This window comes from Arenibacter sp. ARW7G5Y1 (genome assembly GCF_003201775.1).
Classification (GTDB): Bacteria; Bacteroidota; Bacteroidia; order Flavobacteriales; family Flavobacteriaceae; genus Arenibacter.
The window spans coordinates 66,860-85,230 of record NZ_QJJZ01000006.1 but is presented as its reverse complement, the minus strand read 5'-3'; the positions used below and the strand labels follow the sequence as shown (position 1 = coordinate 85,230).

At 40.7% G+C, this 18,371-nt stretch carries 18 protein-coding genes; 8 read left to right on the top strand and 10 right to left on the bottom strand.

Going from position 1 to position 18,371, the window contains the following annotated elements:
* Positions 1-7: 7 nt before the first annotated feature.
* The 9 genes from C7972_RS10615 to hemA form a co-directional block, all read right to left on the bottom strand.
* A complete protein-coding gene (locus C7972_RS10615; RefSeq protein ID WP_110356154.1) occupies positions 8-394 on the bottom strand; it encodes a YchJ family protein in 387 nt (128 codons plus the stop codon).
* Between the two features lie 54 nt (positions 395-448).
* Positions 449-616: a hypothetical protein gene (locus C7972_RS23785; protein WP_181422857.1), complete on the bottom strand. Its 168-nt coding sequence runs from the start codon at positions 614-616 to the stop codon at positions 449-451.
* Between the two features lie 19 nt (positions 617-635).
* Complete coding sequence (gene hemF, locus C7972_RS10610) at positions 636-1,538, bottom strand: oxygen-dependent coproporphyrinogen oxidase (protein ID WP_110356153.1); 903 nt, start codon at positions 1,536-1,538, stop codon at positions 636-638.
* 175 nt (positions 1,539-1,713) lie between these two features.
* Positions 1,714-2,283 carry a transposase gene (locus C7972_RS10605; RefSeq protein WP_110356152.1) on the bottom strand — a complete coding sequence of 190 codons (570 nt, stop codon included), beginning with the start codon at positions 2,281-2,283 and terminating at the stop codon, positions 1,714-1,716.
* Between the two features lie 224 nt (positions 2,284-2,507).
* Positions 2,508-3,257 (bottom strand): EI24 domain-containing protein, encoded by a 750-nt coding sequence (locus C7972_RS10600; RefSeq protein ID WP_110356151.1) that lies wholly within the window; start codon positions 3,255-3,257, stop codon positions 2,508-2,510.
* 183 nt (positions 3,258-3,440) lie between these two features.
* Positions 3,441-4,472 carry a uroporphyrinogen decarboxylase gene (hemE, locus tag C7972_RS10595; RefSeq protein ID WP_110356150.1) on the bottom strand — a complete coding sequence of 344 codons (1,032 nt, stop codon included), beginning with the start codon at positions 4,470-4,472 and terminating at the stop codon, positions 3,441-3,443.
* An 82-nt stretch (positions 4,473-4,554) separates the two neighbouring features.
* A complete protein-coding gene (locus C7972_RS10590) occupies positions 4,555-5,232 on the bottom strand; it encodes a uroporphyrinogen-III synthase (protein ID WP_258364825.1) in 678 nt (225 codons plus the stop codon).
* Between the two features lie 33 nt (positions 5,233-5,265).
* Positions 5,266-6,177, bottom strand: coding sequence for a hydroxymethylbilane synthase (hemC, locus tag C7972_RS10585; protein ID WP_110356148.1), 912 nt, complete (start codon positions 6,175-6,177; stop codon positions 5,266-5,268).
* A complete protein-coding gene (gene hemA / locus C7972_RS10580) occupies positions 6,174-7,430 on the bottom strand; it encodes a glutamyl-tRNA reductase (protein ID WP_110356147.1) in 1,257 nt (418 codons plus the stop codon). The genes hemC and hemA overlap by 4 nt, the downstream gene beginning before the upstream one ends.
* Positions 7,431-7,634: 204 nt before the next feature.
* Here hemA and C7972_RS10575 point away from each other — a divergent pair, with 204 nt between their 5' ends.
* The 4 genes from C7972_RS10575 (at position 7,635) to C7972_RS10560 (ending at position 11,765) form a co-directional block, all read left to right on the top strand.
* Complete coding sequence (locus tag C7972_RS10575; RefSeq protein WP_110356146.1) at positions 7,635-8,525, top strand: helix-turn-helix transcriptional regulator; 891 nt, start codon at positions 7,635-7,637, stop codon at positions 8,523-8,525.
* Between the two features lie 217 nt (positions 8,526-8,742).
* Positions 8,743-9,552 carry a ThuA domain-containing protein gene (locus C7972_RS10570; RefSeq protein ID WP_258364824.1) on the top strand — a complete coding sequence of 270 codons (810 nt, stop codon included), beginning with the start codon at positions 8,743-8,745 and terminating at the stop codon, positions 9,550-9,552.
* 909 nt (positions 9,553-10,461) lie between these two features.
* Complete coding sequence (locus C7972_RS10565; protein ID WP_146216304.1) at positions 10,462-11,244, top strand: family 16 glycosylhydrolase; 783 nt, start codon at positions 10,462-10,464, stop codon at positions 11,242-11,244.
* A gap of 74 nt (positions 11,245-11,318) precedes the next feature.
* Positions 11,319-11,765, top strand: coding sequence for a GNAT family N-acetyltransferase (locus C7972_RS10560; RefSeq protein WP_110356143.1), 447 nt, complete (start codon positions 11,319-11,321; stop codon positions 11,763-11,765).
* Here the strand turns inward: C7972_RS10560 and C7972_RS10555 are convergent.
* On the bottom strand, positions 11,762-12,889 hold the full coding sequence (locus C7972_RS10555) for an inorganic phosphate transporter (protein ID WP_110356303.1): 1,128 nt from the start codon (positions 12,887-12,889) through the stop codon (positions 11,762-11,764). The genes C7972_RS10560 and C7972_RS10555 overlap by 4 nt on opposite strands.
* Positions 12,890-13,487: 598 nt before the next feature.
* Between C7972_RS10555 and C7972_RS10550 the strand changes: the two genes are divergently transcribed.
* From C7972_RS10550 to C7972_RS10535, 4 genes are all read left to right on the top strand, one after another.
* Positions 13,488-14,954, top strand: a complete 1,467-nt coding sequence (locus C7972_RS10550; protein ID WP_110356142.1) for a Gfo/Idh/MocA family protein — start codon at positions 13,488-13,490, stop codon at positions 14,952-14,954.
* 163 nt (positions 14,955-15,117) lie between these two features.
* Positions 15,118-15,579 carry an FKBP-type peptidyl-prolyl cis-trans isomerase gene (locus tag C7972_RS10545; protein ID WP_110356141.1) on the top strand — a complete coding sequence of 154 codons (462 nt, stop codon included), beginning with the start codon at positions 15,118-15,120 and terminating at the stop codon, positions 15,577-15,579.
* Between the two features lie 472 nt (positions 15,580-16,051).
* Positions 16,052-16,543 (top strand): GyrI-like domain-containing protein, encoded by a 492-nt coding sequence (locus tag C7972_RS10540; RefSeq protein ID WP_110356140.1) that lies wholly within the window; start codon positions 16,052-16,054, stop codon positions 16,541-16,543.
* Positions 16,544-16,549: 6 nt separating this feature from the next.
* Complete coding sequence (locus C7972_RS10535) at positions 16,550-18,337, top strand: SGNH/GDSL hydrolase family protein (RefSeq protein WP_110356139.1); 1,788 nt, start codon at positions 16,550-16,552, stop codon at positions 18,335-18,337.
* Positions 18,338-18,371 lie beyond the last annotated feature (34 nt).

Below are 18,371 nucleotides of genomic sequence, written 5' to 3'. Positions count from 1 at the left end.
CCTTTTATTATTTCGCTAGACCTAAATACATCCATAGGCCGTTTTCCTTTACAAAGTCCGACTTTTCATATATCACTTCCACTTTGCCGTTTTCAAAAAAATATGCGTTAAAGGTAACGGTGCCCTTTTGGTCGTATATCCCTCCTTTTTCCTTATCCAAAATCTCCAATCTGATCCAGCTTACGGATTTTGCCCAAGCTTCAATAGATTTCTTTTCTTTAATGGGTCTGCTGGAGGAGTGGTGACTATCCATTAAATAGTTGCCATTGCCCAAAACAAAGGCCGAATAGCGGGAACGCATTAATTGTTCCGCTGTCCTAACGGCTCTGAGGTCTTTATGCGCCAATTCACAGCAATTGACATAGGATTTATGGGTTCCACAGGGACAATTCATGGCATTTATTATAATGGTTTTTTTAGTGATTATGGTTCTACTGCCTTTTAAAGACTAATTCGTATCCTCTATATTCCCCTTTTCCCGATGTAGTGTTATAATCGCTTTAAGTCGCTCTTTACGGGTTTCCTTTTCTTTTTTAAGTTTGTTTTTCTTTCTATTGAGGAGTTTGCTGTGTTTTGCCTTGTTGGCGGTATTTTTTTCCTTACCTTTTTTACTCATAATCCTATGTTTAGGTTTACTATACCCATTCCTTGGGTTTGGCAAGAACATTCAACAAACGTTCTTCCTCAGTTCCCTTTATTGGGTGATGGTCATATACCCATTGTACATGGGGAGGTAGGCTCATTAATATGCTTTCTATTCGGCCATTGGTCTTTAAGCCGAAGAGTGTACCCTTGTCATGTACCAGGTTAAATTCTACATAACGGCCACGTCGGATTTCCTGCCAATTCCGCTGTTCTTTGGTATAGGGCAAGTCCTTTCTTTTCTCAACGATTGGCACATAGGCCTCCAGGAAGCTATTGCCCACTTCGGTTTCAAAATTGTACCAATCTTCCATGGACATCGCATTATTTGCCTTACAGTAATCGTAAAACAGTCCCCCAACACCCCGAGCCTCGTTCCGGTGCGTATTCCAGAAATAATTGTCGCACTTTGCTTTGTAGGTATTGTAGAATTCCGGATTATGTTTGTCACAGGCATTTTTGCAAATTGTATGAAAGTGTTTGGCATCTTCGTCAAATAGATAATACGGTGTTAAATCTTGTCCCCCACCAAACCATTGGTCCACCAATTTACCGTGTCTATCATACATTTCAAAATAGCGCCAATTGGCATGTACTGTAGGAACCATGGGATTCTTTGGGTGAATGACAAGACTTAGTCCGCAGGCAAAAAAATCGGCGTCCTTTACTCCAAAATAGTCTTGCATGCTTTGTGGCAAGGCGCCGTGAACGGCAGAGATGTTTACACCGCCCTTTTCAAAAACAGCGCCGTTTTCTATGACCCTTGATCGTCCACCGCCCCCTTCAGGTCGTTCCCAAATGTCTTCCCTAAACTTGGCCATACCGTCTACAGCTTCCAATTTGGAAGTAATCGTATCCTGTAGTTGTTGAATGTAAGCGTAAAATTTATCTTTCATACCTTTTGTTTTCTTGTTTTCGATGTAGACCTTCAAGGTTTACCAATCCTACAAGGTCTCCCCGACCTTGTAGGCTTTGTTCCATTACCTGGAACAATCATTTTTTCATTTTCGGTTTATAGACCTACAAGGTTTTTGAAACCTTGCAGGTCTTGTAGCGGCTCAACCATGCAGGTCATTGACCCCAGTTCAATTTGTCTAGACCTAAGCTTCTTTTTTGTTCATGCAAATATTCAAAATTCCCTAGATCATCAAAAAGATTTATTACCTCTTCTTTTGCTATTGAAACTAAATCGGTACTGTTCTGAATGGAAATAGTGGTCTGATAAGACGAATATTTGTATGATTTATAATCTTCGGTGATTCCATGTAATTCTGGATTAGTATTGATATAGATAATCAAGTTCCTTAAATATTTGGTATCTTGAATTCTAATTCTTTTAAAATGCTTTTCAAAAAGACTACCCGTTCTATTGTGCATTTTATTGAAAGCTTTGGCATATGCGTTGAAAAGATTGGAAAATGATTGAGTTACTTTTTGTTCTTCTTGAATGACCTGAACCGCCATGTGGTAATGGTTGCCCATTAAACAATATGCAAGAATGGAAACCTTGTTTGTTAAATACTTATTGATCAGTTTTAAGAAGTAGCATTTGTTTTCATCAGATTTAAATATATGCCCAGCGTTTATTCCTCGGTTGTATATGTGATAATAACAACCCTGTTCAAGTTTTTCTAGTTTCATTTTTGTTGCTTTATAGAATTTAAACCTTGCAAGTCTTGTCACCTTTGCCATATTTCAGGTCTTGGTTAGCGCTCAGTTGTTTGCCTAACCTGCAAGGTCTCCCCGACCTTGTTGGCTTTGTTCCATTGCCTGGAACAATCATTTTTTCATTTTCGGTTTATAGACCTACAAGGTTTTTGAAACCTTGCAGGTCTTGTCAGCGGCTCAACCTTGCAGGTCCTATGCTATCCAATTTCTTTTTCTGCTTTCAATATATCTACCGTCTTTATGGTCGCAGCGGTTACCGACAATGGCAATACTAGAATTACACCAATTACGGGAATAAACAGAAAGAACATAAATACAATTCCGTTACCTATGGCAATGCCTTTGTTATTTCGTACAAAGTTTACACTTTCGGCATATTTAAAATGTCGTTCCAGGGTATAGTCCATATTACCAAAACCCGCATAATAGGCCTGTACTAGAAATATGAGAAGGGTTGAAACCAATCCTATAATCGGGATTAGCCCGATTAATAAAATAGGGAGGGTCAACAAGATTTCCATTATCAGGTTTCTTAGGTTGATTCGGATACCGCGCCAAAGTTGTTCCCCGAAGGTGGTATCTCTATGGGTTTTTATAGTGTTTCCCAATAAATGGGCCTCTATTTTTTCTGAAACTGGGCTCATAAAAGGCGCAGAAAGTGCCATGACAATATGCTTGTACAAAATAAAGCCAAACACAATAATTAAAAGGCCTCCAAAAATTTCGCTGATCAGAATCACCGTTTGCCTTCCCCAGTCCCAAATCCACCATTGCGAAAGAAATCCACCTATATTATCGGATAGCCCAAAAGCTGAGGTGAAAATAATAATGGCTACGACTATGCTGATCAATATTGGAATCCAAAAATAGCGCCAAAGTCCCAATTGGGAAATAATTTTAAAGGTGCCAAAATAGGCTTTAATACCGTTCAGTATATGTTTGGTCATACTTGTGGTTTTGCGTAAGCGATTGCAGTGACATCCTTTTATTTTTATGGAAGACAAACTGTCTTGGGTGTAATTCTGTTATTTTAAGCGATGCCCCAAAGTAATACTTCCATAAAAATAAAAGATATAACGGAAAGCGCGACCCTTTTTTCCCTGAAAAGAGGAAGAAAGGGATACGCCCTTTTAATTATATCGGTACTCCTTTACCGCCTCTATAAAGGCCTTGGCGTTGTCCAAGGGAACATTGGGCAGGATACCGTGACCAAGGTTGACCACGTATTTATCCTTGCCAAATTCATTGATCATTTGGGTTACCATTTTTTTGATTACGGCAGGAGGGGAAAGCAATCTTGCCGGATCAAAATTACCTTGTAGGGTGATATTGCCTCCTGAAAGGTAACGTGCATTCCGTGCGGAACAGGTCCAGTCCACTCCAAGGGCAGCTGCTCCAGATTTGGCCATATCGCCCAAGGCGAACCAGCATCCTTTTCCAAAAACGATTACGGGAGCCTCGTCCTTAAGGGCATCTATAATCTGTTGTATATATTGGAACGAAAATTCCTGGTAGTCCACAGGGGACAACATTCCCCCCCATGAGTCGAACACCTGTACGGCATCTACACCGGCCTTGACTTTTGCCTTTAGATAGGCAATGGTAGTATCGGTAATTTTTTGTAGTAGCTGATGGGCCGCCACTGGATTGGTAAAACAGAATTCTTTGGCCTTATCGAAGGTTTTGCTGCCCTGGCCTTGTACCACATAACACAAAATGGTCCAAGGTGAGCCGGCAAAGCCGATCAAGGGGATATCATTGTTCAAAAGTTCCTTGGTGGCTTTTATGGCCTGCATTACATAATCCAATTCCACGTTCACATCAGGGACAATAACTTCGTCCACGCCTTTTTGGTCCGTTACCGGATTGGGCAAATACGGCCCAAAATTGGGTTTCATCTGTACTTCTATGTTCATCGCCTGTGGAATTACCAAAATATCGCTGAACAAAATTGCGGCATCCATACCGTAGCGACGTATGGGCTGTACAGTAATTTCACTGGCCAATTCCGGTGTACGGCAACGGGTAAAAAAGTCGTACTTGTCGCGGATTGCCATAAATTCCGGCAGATATCTTCCTGCCTGGCGCATCATCCAAACTGGTGGGCGCTCTACAGTTTCACCTTTTAATGCTCTTAAGAATAAATCGTTTTTAATGCTCATAATATAGCTGCAATTATTGCCTATTCAATTTAGTGTATTCCCCTGCAATTCATTATTCGGGGTTGTCTATCATAGGCCATATTTAGTTTATTTTTCTCTTACTGTACCCTATTACCTTTTCCAGGACATGTTCTACCGTTGGTTTTTCGGCAACGATAATTTTTTTGACGTATTTTTTGGCTTCAGCGGCCGTGGTGGTACCAATACAAAAGGCAACAAAGTTCCTAAAATTATTTTTGGTCATAAAGCTTTGGATACCACTGGGGCTAAAAAATAGAATCCCGTCAAAATCGGGGTCAAAGGTAAGTTGATTTGGGGTATTTTGATACAGGGTCTGTTCCTTAAATGCTACTTTGTGTTTTGTGAGATAGGAGGGAATTTCATTGCGACGCTTATCGCCACACAAAAACAGAAAAGTTTTATTTGAGTGCTTATCGGCCAAAATTTTGGCCAATTCTGCTCCATAATCAGTCATTTCCATCACATTTATACCGTTTTTCTCTAAAATCGACCTTGTTTTTTCACCCACGCAAAAGGCGGAATAGGAATTGTTTTTGAGATACTGGGGATTTATGGTCTTTAGAAAGGCCTTTACGGTATTTTGGCTGGTAAATATGATATTTTTAAAATTTGGATCTATCTCCGGACTTAGGTATTCAATATGGATAGCATTGTACTCTACTACTTGAATATTGGCATTGGTCAGCATTGCCTTTTGGGAGGCTGTCAGGATTTTTGTAGAAAGAACGGTCATGCTCATGTTACTGTGATTTGTAATTTCCAAACCGGGGGGTTATGACAATTCCTTTTTTATTCCTACCATCAATTCCTTGCCGCCATTGTCCAAAATTTCTTGGGCACACAATTTGCCAAAGTGGGAATGGTCATGGGCGGAAATAGATTTCTTTACCCTTAATTTTTGTTTGCCATCCAAGGAAAGTAGTACTCCTTCAAAATGGAGGCTATCCTCTTCTATACTGGCCAAAGCTCCTATGGGTGCCGTACAGCCCCCTTCCAAAACTTGTAGAAACTGCCTTTCCACATGGGTACATATATCCGTTGCCGAGTCGTTCAGCTTGCGTACTGCTGTTGTTGAGAAGGTGTCATTTTCCATACTAACAACTACCATGGCCCCCTGGGCCGGTGCAGGAACCATCCAATCCAAATCTATATGGTTGTGGGGCAGTACTTCTATGCGCTCCAAACCAGCCTTTGCGAAAATAGCCCCGTTCCACGGATTGTCCTGAAGTTTTTGAAGTCGGGTATTTACGTTTCCCCGTATATCTACAACCTTGTGTGAGGGGTATTTATGTAGCCATTGCGCCTGTCTTCGTAAGCTTCCAGTAGCTATAGTGCCGTTGGATTCCAAAAAATCCAAGTCTTTGTAGACCAAGATATCTTGGGTATTTGCTCTTGGGAGTACCGCGCTCTGTACAATTCCCTTGGGAAGTCGGGTAGGAACATCTTTCATGGAGTGCACGGCAATGTCCACGGAACCATTGATCATTGCGATATCCAAGGTTTTGGTAAATATTCCCGTAATCCCAAGTTCGTACAATGGCTTGTTCAAAAGGAGATCCCCGGTAGATTTTACGGAAATGATTTCCGTTTTAAAGCCTAGGGCTTCCAATTGGTCCTGTACGGTATGGGCCTGCCAGAGTGCTAACTGGCTATCACGGGTGCCAATGCGTATTGTTTTACTCATTTAGACTCCAATTCAAGTTGAAAAACGCGTTGAATAAGCTCTAAACTGGTGTCTGAATCTATTTCGGTGTCCTTGAGGTGATTGGCAAATTGCTTGGTGATTTTCTGTATGATGCGTTCCGAGATAATATCGGCTTGTACTGAATTGAAATCGGAAATCTTTTTGCTTTGGAAATCCAATTCCTCATCCTTCATGGTCTTTAATTTTTTCTTTAAAGCCTTGATGACTGGCGCAAACTTTCGAGTTTCCAACCATTTTATAAATTCGTCCTTTACTTCTTCAATAATTGCCTCGGCCTGAGGTATCGATTCTTTTCTTTTCTCCAAGGTATCATCTGTCATTTGCGAAAGATGATCTAAATGTATTACAGTTACATTCTCCAATTCCGTTACATTGTCCGATACATTTTTTGGAATGGATAGGTCCAAGATCAATAGAGGCTTCTTGGTGTAGATCAATTCTTTTGAAATGGTGGGCGATTGTGCCCCCGTGGCTACTATTAGCACATCGGTGTTTCGGATCTCGGTCTGCAGGTCCCCGTAGTTTTTTACTATCAAATTAAATTTCCCGGCTATACGCTCTGCCTTGTCTTTGGTGCGGTTAATAAGGGTGATATGTGAATTTTTGGTATGCTTAATCAAATTTTCACAAGTATTTCTGCCTATTTTCCCGGTTCCGAACAACAGAATGTTCTTTTCCGATATGTTGGGGATGGTATTTATAATGTATTGTACCGAGGCAAAGGCAACCGAGGTGGCACCCGAAGAAATATTGGTTTCGTTCTTTATTCTTTTACTGGCTTGGATTACGGAATTGCACAAGCGTTCCAAAAATGGGTTGGCAATATGCTGCTTTTTTGAACGATTGAAACTTTGTCTTAATTGACTAATAATTTCAAAATCTCCTAAAATTTGGCTGTCCAAGCCTGTGCCCATCCTGAAAAGATGGTTTATGGCGTCGTTATTTTTGTACACATAGGCTACTTCTTGGAATTCCTCCACGGTGCCATGCGTATTGTCGCACAATAATTTTATCAATTGATAAGGATGTTGTGCAAACCCATGTAATTCGGTACGGTTACAGGTAGAGGTTACCAAGAGACCATCCAGGCCAATTATTTTGGCTTGCTCCAGTATGCGATTTATGGCATTCTCATCCAAACTAAATTTACCACGTACTTCGGCATCCGCCTTTTTGTAGTTAAGACCAATGGAGTATAATGAATTATGTTTGGAAATATGGTAATCTTTCATAGGTACTCTTGAGAGCGCCACAAAAATAAGTGCATCAAACTTATAAAAGTAACGCTGGAGGAACAATTAATATCGTTTGTGGTTTTTTAACGTTGTTTTAGGTGCCAAAACCCTTGAAATAGTATATTTTAGCAGTGTTTAGGGAATTCTAGCCAATGATAATTTAGAATGTTTCTAAATAGATAAATTTAATATAAGGTTGAGATGGAGCTAGAAAATATCGCTCAAGGGTCTTTCGAGGAAGTGTTTATTGAAGATGGCTTCTATGTGTTGAAAATTCAAAATGATGGTATTCATAACCAGACGGTTACCCGTGAAATTGATAGTTCCTTTATTCAGTTCCATTTCTGTTTAAAGGGGGGTGCCAAGTTTGTATTTAATGAAGGCAGGTATGCCTTGGAGGTCAATGAAGATAGTTCACTCCTTTTGTATAATACTCAGGTAGACCTGCCTCTTAATCTGGTTTTAAATGCCAACTCGTGGATGGTCTCCATCATTATGACTATCCGAAAATTCCATTCCTTGTTTTCCAAGGAGGCCGATTATATTCCTTTTTTAAGCGCCGATAACAAGGACAAAAAATATTATTCACAGGAAGCTGTGTCCCCAGCCATAGCGGTTGTTCTGAGCCAGGTAATGAATTATAACCTTCATCGGTCCATTAAAGAGTTGTATATAAAAGGAAAAGTGTACGAGTTAATTTCACTTTATTTTAATAAAAGTCAGGATGCCGATGTAGAACAATGTCCCTTTTTAGTGGATGAGGACAACGTAAAGCGAATTAGGAATGCCAAGGAAATAATTATTTCTAGAATGGCCGAACCACCTAGTTTACAGGATCTCTCCGAAGAAATAGGACTTAGTCTAAAAAAATTGAAAGAAGGCTTTAAGCAAATCTATGGTGACTCTGTATATAGTTTTTTATTCGACTACAAAATGGAATATGCCCGTAAAATGTTGGAATCCGGTAAGCACAACGTCAATGAGGTAGGGCTTAAGGTGGGGTATAGTACTTCCAGTCACTTTATAGCTGCCTTTAAGAAGAAATATAGTACCACTCCAAAAAAATACCTCATGTCCCTCGCCAACGGATAGGTTGGTTTTGTTATTAGGGTTGTATTTATCCCTATTTTTTTGGTTTTGGGGTTGGCAATGTTCCATTTTCTGCAAAATGGATAGTGGTTTTTATTCCTAACAAGTAGCGCTATTATTGTGAGAACTCCAGTAAATTTTGGAAATAATGATAAATTTTGTGTTTTGTTGCGTTAAATTTTAGATATTTAGAACTTCAAATAGATAATCGAGAATTTTTATGCGCTTATATAGATTTGCTATTGCTTTAATTGCGCTAGTAGTTATGATTGGATGTGGTAGCACCAAGATACAGGAAGAGGTGACCTTAAATCCAAACCTTCATAATACTCCTGTACAGATTCCGGAAAGAATAATTTCGGCCAACACATTGGCGAAAGATAGGGTTTTGATATTTTCCAAAACCAATGGTTTTCGCCATAAATCCATAGAAAAGGGGGTGGCCACATTTGTAAAATTGGGCGTAGCCAATAATTTTGCAGTATCCCATACCGAGGATTCGCTTCAATTTAATATTGAAAATCTAAAGAAGTTTAAATTGGTGGTTTTTTTAAGTACTACTATGGATGTATTGGGAGAGGAGGAACAATCGGCCTTTGAGAAATATATACAGGATGGCGGAAGTTTTATGGGAGTCCATGCTGCGGCCGATACGGAATATGAATGGCCTTGGTATAACAAATTGGTTGGGGCCTATTTTTTAAGTCATCCGAAACAACAAACAGCCAGGATAAACGTGGTAGACCACAACCATCCTGCTACCAAACATTTGGCCGATATCTGGACCCATTTTGATGAATGGTACAATTATAAAAATATAAATCCGGCAGTCCATGTGCTCATGAAACTGGATGAAAGCTCTTATGAGGGAGGTAAGAATGGTGATAACCACCCTATTGCTTGGTACCATGAGTATGATGGAGGGCGTGCTTTCTATACTGGTTTGGGACATACCGAGGAAGCTTTTGATGATCTTAATTTCCGTCAACATTTGGTCGGCGGTATCGAATATTGCCTGAAGAGGGATTAACTCTCGGGTATTTACAGAACAAAGTTGATACCAATACTTTGTAATTTTAATAACCACCAACCTTTACTGTAGTCCTGCAAGGTTCTATTGTCACCGGATCAACCAACCTAAAATTCATTTTAGTGTGTCGGTAACAACCTCGCAGGACTTTTTTTTATGTAGTTCTTACTCCCTATGTGGAATTTGAATGCGCTAGCGCCTACCTGGTAATGGAGTACTGGCCTGCCCGTTCAGTTTGGAGTCAAAAGATTTCAATAATTTTTGCAAGTGTCCTAAAAGCTAATCGGCTGAAGCCTTTTTAATGAGGATTTTGTACAGGGGTAGGGTTTAAGAATATTTTTCCAATAGAATTCCTAAGAAGTGGAAACTGCCTTTTATTTCCGGCTCGAATTAGATGATAAAAGCAATGAAATCCCAATTATCTGGGTCGTTCATGACTTTCCAAATAGACTGTATGGTCGGTTTGGTCTGTTTTTTGGCGCCTAAGGGGAAAGGTATTGGTATTTCATGGACTATATTGCGTTTTATATCGAAGTAATAGGGCCGTTTTGGCTGTCCGGAGTTAATAAGAACCAACCAATGGGTCGGATTTGCCTTGTGTTACCGTTCTGAGTGTGAGGGATAGGAGTGAAAAGCCCGCAGGTTGAAAACCGAGGACTTGTAGCGGATAGCCCGGCCCATTAGGGACACACCCAAAAAATTCGCCCAATGGTTAAAATTACAACAGTTTTTGATAGAATCTGCCAGATAATGTTGTCTCAGGTGTGTTATCTTGCTGTTGGCTCAAACTGTTGGTTATGTGTTGTATTTTTACATTGGTAATAATTCATAAAATCAATTTGGGTCTGAAAAGATATATATCCTGAAATTTTTTTGTATACAGCCATTGATGGTTACAAATCCTTTAGAATGAAATTGACCACTGTCTTTTTATTTGTGTTTATTAGTGGATTTGCCTTTGCGCAACGGCCAGCACAGGGGCCTATGTCCAAAAAACGCTTTAATCCTGAAAAAATGGGTTATAAATTGGTATGGGAAGATCAGTTTAAGGGAAAAGCTTTGGATACCACCAAATGGGCCGTAAGAGGTATTGGCCCTAGGGCTATTGCCTATGTTTCCGAAGAAGCGGTAAAAGTGGAAAAGGGATATCTGAAGTTGTATGCCCTTAAAAAGGGGGACACCTTGTTGGGCTCCGCAGTGGGTACCCAGGGGAAGTTTATGTCCAAATATGGCTATTATGAATGCAGGGCCAAGTTACAGAAGTCAGAGGGGGTTTGGGCGGCTTTTTGGTTACAGTCTCCCCAGATAAGCAAGGGGGAAGACCCGTCCAAATTTGGAGCTGAAATAGATATAATGGAGTTTTTTAAAAAATTGGGAACCGATATCGTGTCGCATAATGTACATTGGTCCTACGGACCCAACCAGCAATCTACCAAAGGTATGCAGAGCTATCGCCGGGGGGTAAGCTTGGGGTTTCATACCTTTGGCATGGAATGGTTCCCGGACAAGTATATTTTTTATGTGGATGGGTATAAGTATTATGAGGTAAAGGAGGGTATCTCCAATATAGAGGAATATATAATTTTAAGTATGGAATATCCTGGCAAAAAGGAGGAGATATTAAAAACAATTTTTCCAGATGTTTTTATGGTGGACTATGTTAAGGTTTACCAAAAGAAAAATGGCTATTGACACTAAAAGAAGATTGACTAAATTTGCAACTATAAAAATTTTCAAATTTTAGAGCTTAAGTCTAAAGAGAGCCCATGAAAATAGCATTATTACAAGAATCCGATATAAATTCGGAAATGGAGGAGCAACTGGCCGGATTGTTCCGCCAATTGAATGCCGATATAAAACAGGTAGACCTGAAGCAGGTACTGGATCCTGAGAACCCTATAAGTTTGGTGTATTGCATTGATGACAATAAGGTATTGGGAATGGCCTTAATGTGTACTTATACAGTAATATCTGGCATTAAGGGCTGGGTAGAGGATGTGGTCGTAGATGTGGAGCACAGGGGCCAGGGAATTGGCAGGAAGCTGATGGAGAAATTGGTGGAGTTGGGAAAGCAAAATGGTCTTACCGAAATCCTTCTTTTTAGCGCAGACAAGAGAATCGAAGCCATTAATCTCTATAAAAGTTTGGGCTTTAAGGAAAAGGAAAGCCGTATTTACGTTCTTAAAACCGAGGCATTGATTAAGAAGGGCTAACGAACTATATTGGACAACAAATAATAGACCATTGCGCTTATAAGGGCTGCTATAGGTAATGTTAGTATCCAAGAAAGAACAATATTGCGTACTACTTTTAAATCCGATTTTTTGGTTACGGTCCCAATTCCAAAAATTGAGCCTACGGAGACATGGGTTGTAGAAACGGGCAGTCCATGTATACTTGCTGTGGTTACCAAAAGACCAGTGATGAGGTTGGCCGTAAACCCTTGCCCATGATTCATTGGGGTTATCTTTTTACTTACAGTTTCGCCTACTTTTTTTGCGTTTAATAATCCTCCAATAGCCATTGCAACGGCAAGGGCAATCATGCCCCATTCTATGGATAGGTTGTTTATTACAATGAGCAGGCCTACCAATTTAGGGGTGTCGTTTAAACCTCTGGCAAAACTAACCACCCCTGCACTTAAAAAATGGGCAACATCCAGTAGTTTTTGGGCGTTTAAACCCAAAAAGGCTCCCTGGTACCTTTCAATGCATTTTTGTTCCTCATCTATCTTAATTGATTTGTAAGGGCCAATGGCATCAACCGCAGGATTCGTCTTGTTCAAATTGTCAAAAACAGGTACATATTCTTGGCCAATGCAAATACACATTTGTTTGGAGACCCCAAACAAATTACGTAATCGTCTAAAAAGGAGATAGATGATTATACTGGCCCCGGCAGCCATCAGTGGACTCAGAATTAGGGGCATTATGAATGTATTGCCGAGCAGATTAAAATTAAATGCACTTCCCACAGCTACAATACCACTTCCGAAAAGACCACCTACCAAACTATGGGTAGTTGAAATAGGCATCCCTATTTTTGTGGCCAGGAATACTGTTATCCCTGCTCCTAGGGCTATGGATGTGGCAAATTCAGGGGCCTGTATCAATACATCCGGGACCAAGCCCTTGCCCGAGAAGTTTTTGACCAGTGAACTGGCTAAAAAAATAGCGGTTACTGAACCAAGAAATGTAGTCAACGTAGCCCAATTTATGGCCCGGTTGTAATTTGTGGTCCCGCTGCCAAAGAGGGTGGCCACACCTTTAAAGTTATCATTGGCCCCATTGCTATATGCGAGAAAACAAGCCACTACAAAAAGAAGTACAAAAATCATAAATAATCTCTTAATGGTATTGGAATAATTGAATTGGCCCAAAATAAGGGTTACATAAAATGTTCGTAAGGAATGCTAATTTCAATCTGCCGGCATACATGAATAGACGGTGGAGGTTGGTGATAATTACAGGAATAAGTTTAAAAGATACGGCTGCGTTGTTGTATTGGCGTCCTTAGGAAGATTTTTTTACAGATGTATGATATTTTATTGCTTGGCAAGGGAAGTATCCTCCCCCTTGCAACGGATTCCTTGCATTTGGTATGGAATTCTGGAATTTTATTATCCATTAAAATTGGGACGGGATGGTGGAATTGGACGGGCAAATTTCCCAGTGTAGGCGGAAATCAACTTTGAGGGATTTTATCACACATTTTATAAACTTTTCATTTTCAAGAGGTCAGGGTTTGCAATTAGGGTTAAAATTGTAGTAGTATTTGAGAAAATCTTAGAGATTATGTTTGCGGATATGTTCTATATTGCTATATCCCTATGTTTGATATGCTTAGGTGTATGGCAATGTTGTTGCGGTATCTCCGGCTTTGGGAGGACTTATGTGGATAATATGGTCAATATAAAAATCTAATAATCATTAATTATGAAGAAAAAAAAATCTAAAAAATCTGTGGACTCGCGTAGATCCTTTATCAAAAAGGGCGCTATGGCATCCTCTATATTTTTTGTACCTAGGCATGTACTTGGAGGCGTTGGGTATACTGCTCCCAGTGACCGATTGAACATTGCGGCCATTGGTGCGGGCGGAAAGGGTGCCAGTGATATTCGCAATGCTTCCGTAGGAGGCAGGGAAAAAGTGGTTGCCTTATGTGACGTGGATTTCTCAGGATCGGCAAAGAAATCTGTTGAACTCTTCCCGAAAGCAAAACTGTATGCAGATTTTAGGGAGATGTTGGACAAGGAAAAAGGCATCGATGCCGTTACCATTTCCACCCCGGATCACGTACACGGACCTGCAGCATCCTATGCCATGGAGCGAGGGGTACATGTGTATGTGCAAAAGCCAATGACTCACAATATACGGGAGGCAAGAATGCTGACCGAGATGGCCAGAAGTAAAAAAATAGTAACTCAAATGGGGAATCAAGGTGGTTCCAACCCATTATTGGGCATGGTTCAAAAATGGGTGGATTCAGGGGAACTTGGTAAGATATCAAAGGTACAGGTATGGACCAATAGACCTGTTTGGCCACAGGGAGGAGCTTTTCCCAAGCCGGATCCAAGTGCAAAGCCAAAGGACCTTAATTGGGATCTATGGCTGGGGCCATCGGAATTTAAGCCTTACACACCTAATTTACATCCTTTTGGCTGGAGAGGATGGTGGGAGTACGGTACAGGGGCTCTGGGAGATGTAGGGTGTCATTTGATCGATATTCCCTTTAGGACTTTGGGGCTTAAATATCCAACGGATGCAGAATGTAGCGTGGGTGCTGTTTATACCAATATGTGGAATGCCGATTATCATCCAGAAGGATGTCCGGCTTCTTCATTTATAACATTGCACTTTGGGGCTACGGAAAAAAGTCAGTCTCCCATAGAAATGACTTGGAGCGATGGAGGTATACGCCCTGCACACCCAGAGATTATTCCAGCGGATGATGATATTGGAGGTAAAGGGAGTCAGAACGGGGTATTGATCATTGGTGAAAAGGGAATTATCTCTACCAATATTAACGATAGTTCCCCTTTAATGCCTAAATTATATATGAACGATGGTTCAACGGATTTTGGTCCGGAAGTGGAGCCAAATGATGAACCTGAATACGGACATCAACGCTTGTGGATAGAAGCCTGTAAGGCTGGTTTTGGCAGTAAGGAGCATCTTGGGCTTACCTCGTCCTTTGATTATGCAGGGCCTATGACAGAGACAGTCCTAATGGGGAACCTTGCCATACGTAGCTATTTGTTGCAAAGGGAAAATGAGAAGGGGAAGATGGAGTTTTTTGCACGTAAGAAATTGCTTTGGGATGGGGAAAATATGCGTATTACCAATCTTGAGGAAGCAAATCAGTTTGTAACCAGAAATTACCGGCCTGGCTTTGCGGTATAATAATAAATAGAGTGGAAAATTGAACACCCTTAAAGGCTTCCAAAAAAGTTTTTAAGGGTGTTTTGTTTTTTATAATTAACTAAAATTTACACACCTAAATAAGACTACCGGCCTAGGTGGCTTTAGCTATTTTACTATATTTGGCCCTTAAAAAAGAATAACTATGAGGAGGACACTATTTGCTTTGGCCTTAATACTTTTTATTTCCTGTGATATCGATAAGAAAACGGAGGAGAATATTGATTATGTTGCCAAGAACGAGGCGGAAATCCAGGCCTATGTTGAGGAGAACAATTTAACCGCCGAAAGAAGTAACTCGGGGCTTTATTATGTAATAGAAGAAGAAGGTACGGGAACACAGGCCACGGCCAGTTCCAATGTAACGGTGGCCTATAAGGGATATTTTCTTAATGGATCGGTTTTCGATCAAAGTGATGCAGAGGGTATTACTATTGGTTTAAACCAAGTTATTGCCGGTTGGACAGAGGGGATTGCCTATTTTAAGGAAGGGGGAAGTGGTATACTCTTGGTACCTGCCCACTTGGGATACGGTAGCAGGGATTATAATGGAATCCCTGGGGGCTCTGTACTTATTTTTGAAGTTACTTTGCTATCTGTAAATTAAAAGGCACTTAATTTACCCTTTGGCTAATGCCTTATTGTGGGAATACCTATATAAACCAACCGGAAGGTTGGTTTTTGTGTTTAATCCATTTAGAAAAATGGTACAATGGGTAGATTTTGTGCATAATTCCCCGACCAAATGCCAGTCATGGTGCTAAAAGCGGCATATTGTGATATTAGACCAACCAATGGGTATGTAATTGAAGCGTTACAATGAATTTTTATAGAGGTTTAATTTCATTTTTCCATTGTTTCAAAGGTGTACTTGTCTGGTTCAAATATTATTTGAAGTAGGAAAAATGCGATGATTGCCAGCTCGATGACAGAAAGGTTTTTTGAAAGTCCAAATCTTTGTAATCAAGTGCTTATATTTAGCTATTGAATTCTCTTTAAAAAGCGCTGGCAATTTAGTTTGGAAGGACTTAATATGAAGAAATCAATAGATATATTTTTATATCAGTGTAGTATTTTAAATGGAACCTCGAATAGAAGTAGTATCTGAAAAAAAATTGATCGGACAACGATTGGTAATGTCTATGGCTCGGGATAGGACCAGGGAACTGTGGCAGGGATTTATGAAGAGAAGAAAGGAAATTGGGAATTTAATCGGCGCCCATTTAATCAGTATGCAAATATATGATAGGCAGCTGAGTTTTCCGGAATTTAATGACAGTATTCCATTTGAAAAATGGGCGGTTGTTGAGGTGGAAGATTTTGAGTTTTTGCCACAAGGTTTGGAGTCCTATACCTTGTTGGGAGGATTGTACGCCGTTTTTATTCATAAGGGTTTGCCCAGTGATTTTCCCCGAACGGCTCAGTATATTTTTGGGGAATGGTTGCCAAAATCCGACTATCAATTGGATCATAGGGAACATTTCGAGATTATGGGCGATAAATACAGCAACAACAACTCAAATTCGGAAGAAGAGGTCTGGGTGCCAATTAAAAGAAAAATAAAAGAATAAGTATATATGGAAAAAAAGTCGCTTTTAGTTTTATGGGCAATAATTTTGCTATTTCAATTTTCAATTGCCCAAGAGGATACAGCTATTTCTTGGTATAATCCTGCAGAATCCAATTCGTTGGTGGTTGAAGGCCAGGCATGGCCTGATCAGGTGGCTACAAGATATCACAGATTGCCAAAACAGGCCGAGGGAGTTGTCCGCGAAGCGGTCTGGAACTTGTCCAAACATTCAGCCGGTCTCTCCATTAGATTTATAAGTGATGCCGAATCTATAACGGTGCGATACAAGGTAAAAGGGAACCATGCCATGCCCCACATGCCGGCAACCGGGGTTAGCGGGGTGGATCTATATGCCAAGACCGCTGATGGGGATTGGAGATGGTATAGAGGAAAATATTCCTTTGCCGATACCATACAATATCGTTACTCCAACATAGACCCAAATGAGAAATATCATACCAAGGGAAGGGAGTACCAATTGTACCTGCCATTGTATAATGAGGTAGAATGGTTGGAAATAGGAGTGCCAGTGGATGCTGTTTTGGAAGCTTTGCCCTTAAGAGGAGAGAAACCTGTTGTGGTTTATGGCACTTCCATTGCACAAGGTGGCTGTGCCTCCCGCCCAGGAATGGCTTGGTCCTCTATACTGGGGAGAAAATTGGATAGACCCCTGATAAATTTGGCCTTTTCAGGAAATGGGCGACTTGAAGAAGAGGTGCTCAATTATATTACGGAAATTGATGCTAAAATCTTTGTGCTGGATTGTTTGCCCAATTTGAGTGCAACCAAGGACCGTTCACTGGATGAGGTACGGCAGCTAATTATTTCGGCAGTGCAACAAATAAAGAAAAAACGTCCCACAACCCCAATTTTAGTGGTGGAGCACGACGGATATTCCGATGGGGCCGTAGATGCTGATCGTTTTCAGACCTATACCGATTTGAATAGAATTGCCAAGGAGGCATTTGCTCAATTAAAGTCAGACGGGCTAAGGGATATACATTTGTTGACCCGGGAAGAATTGAATCTGTCTATGGAGAGTTTTGTGGATGGTACCCACCCAACGGATTTGGGAATGATGGAGTATGCCCTTGCCTATGAAAAGGCCTTACGCGAGATATTGAAGGAGCCGATTGGAATCATTTCCACGACAATTCCGGTAACCCAGGCCAGGGAGCCCGAAATGTACCCTTGGGAGGGCCGTCATCAGGAGTTATTGAAAATGAATCGGGAAAGTGCTCCCAAAATATGTTTTTTCGGAAACAGTATCACCCATTATTGGGGCGGTTCTCCAAAAGCAATTTTAAGCAGCGGGGCAGATTCGTGGAAATCCAATTTGGCCGAATTGGAGGTACGGAATTTTGGTTTTGGTTGGGATAGGGTAGAAAATGTATTATGGCGCATCTATCACGATGAATTGGATGGCTTTGAAGCTGAGCAAATTGTGCTTATGATCGGCACCAACAATGAACACCTCAATACGGATAAGGAGATTCTCGGTGGATTGGAAATGGTGATCAATGCCATAAAAGAAAGACAGCCAAAAGCAAGACTGTTAGTGCTGGGGTTGTTTCCAAGGGTAGGCAAGGAGGAGCGTATGCGTAATTTAAACACTGGAATAGCTGCATTGGCGACCTCTAAAAATGTGGATTATGCAGATATCGGGGGAGTGTTATTGGGCAAGGACCAGAAAATTGATGCCAGTCTTTTTTCGGATGGCCTGCACCCCAACGCAAAAGGTTACCGAAAAGTGGGAAAGATTTTAAAGACAGCCCTTCAAGAGGGTGCAAAATAGAGAAGCCTATAAAATTGTGTTGCGCCGGCCTTTG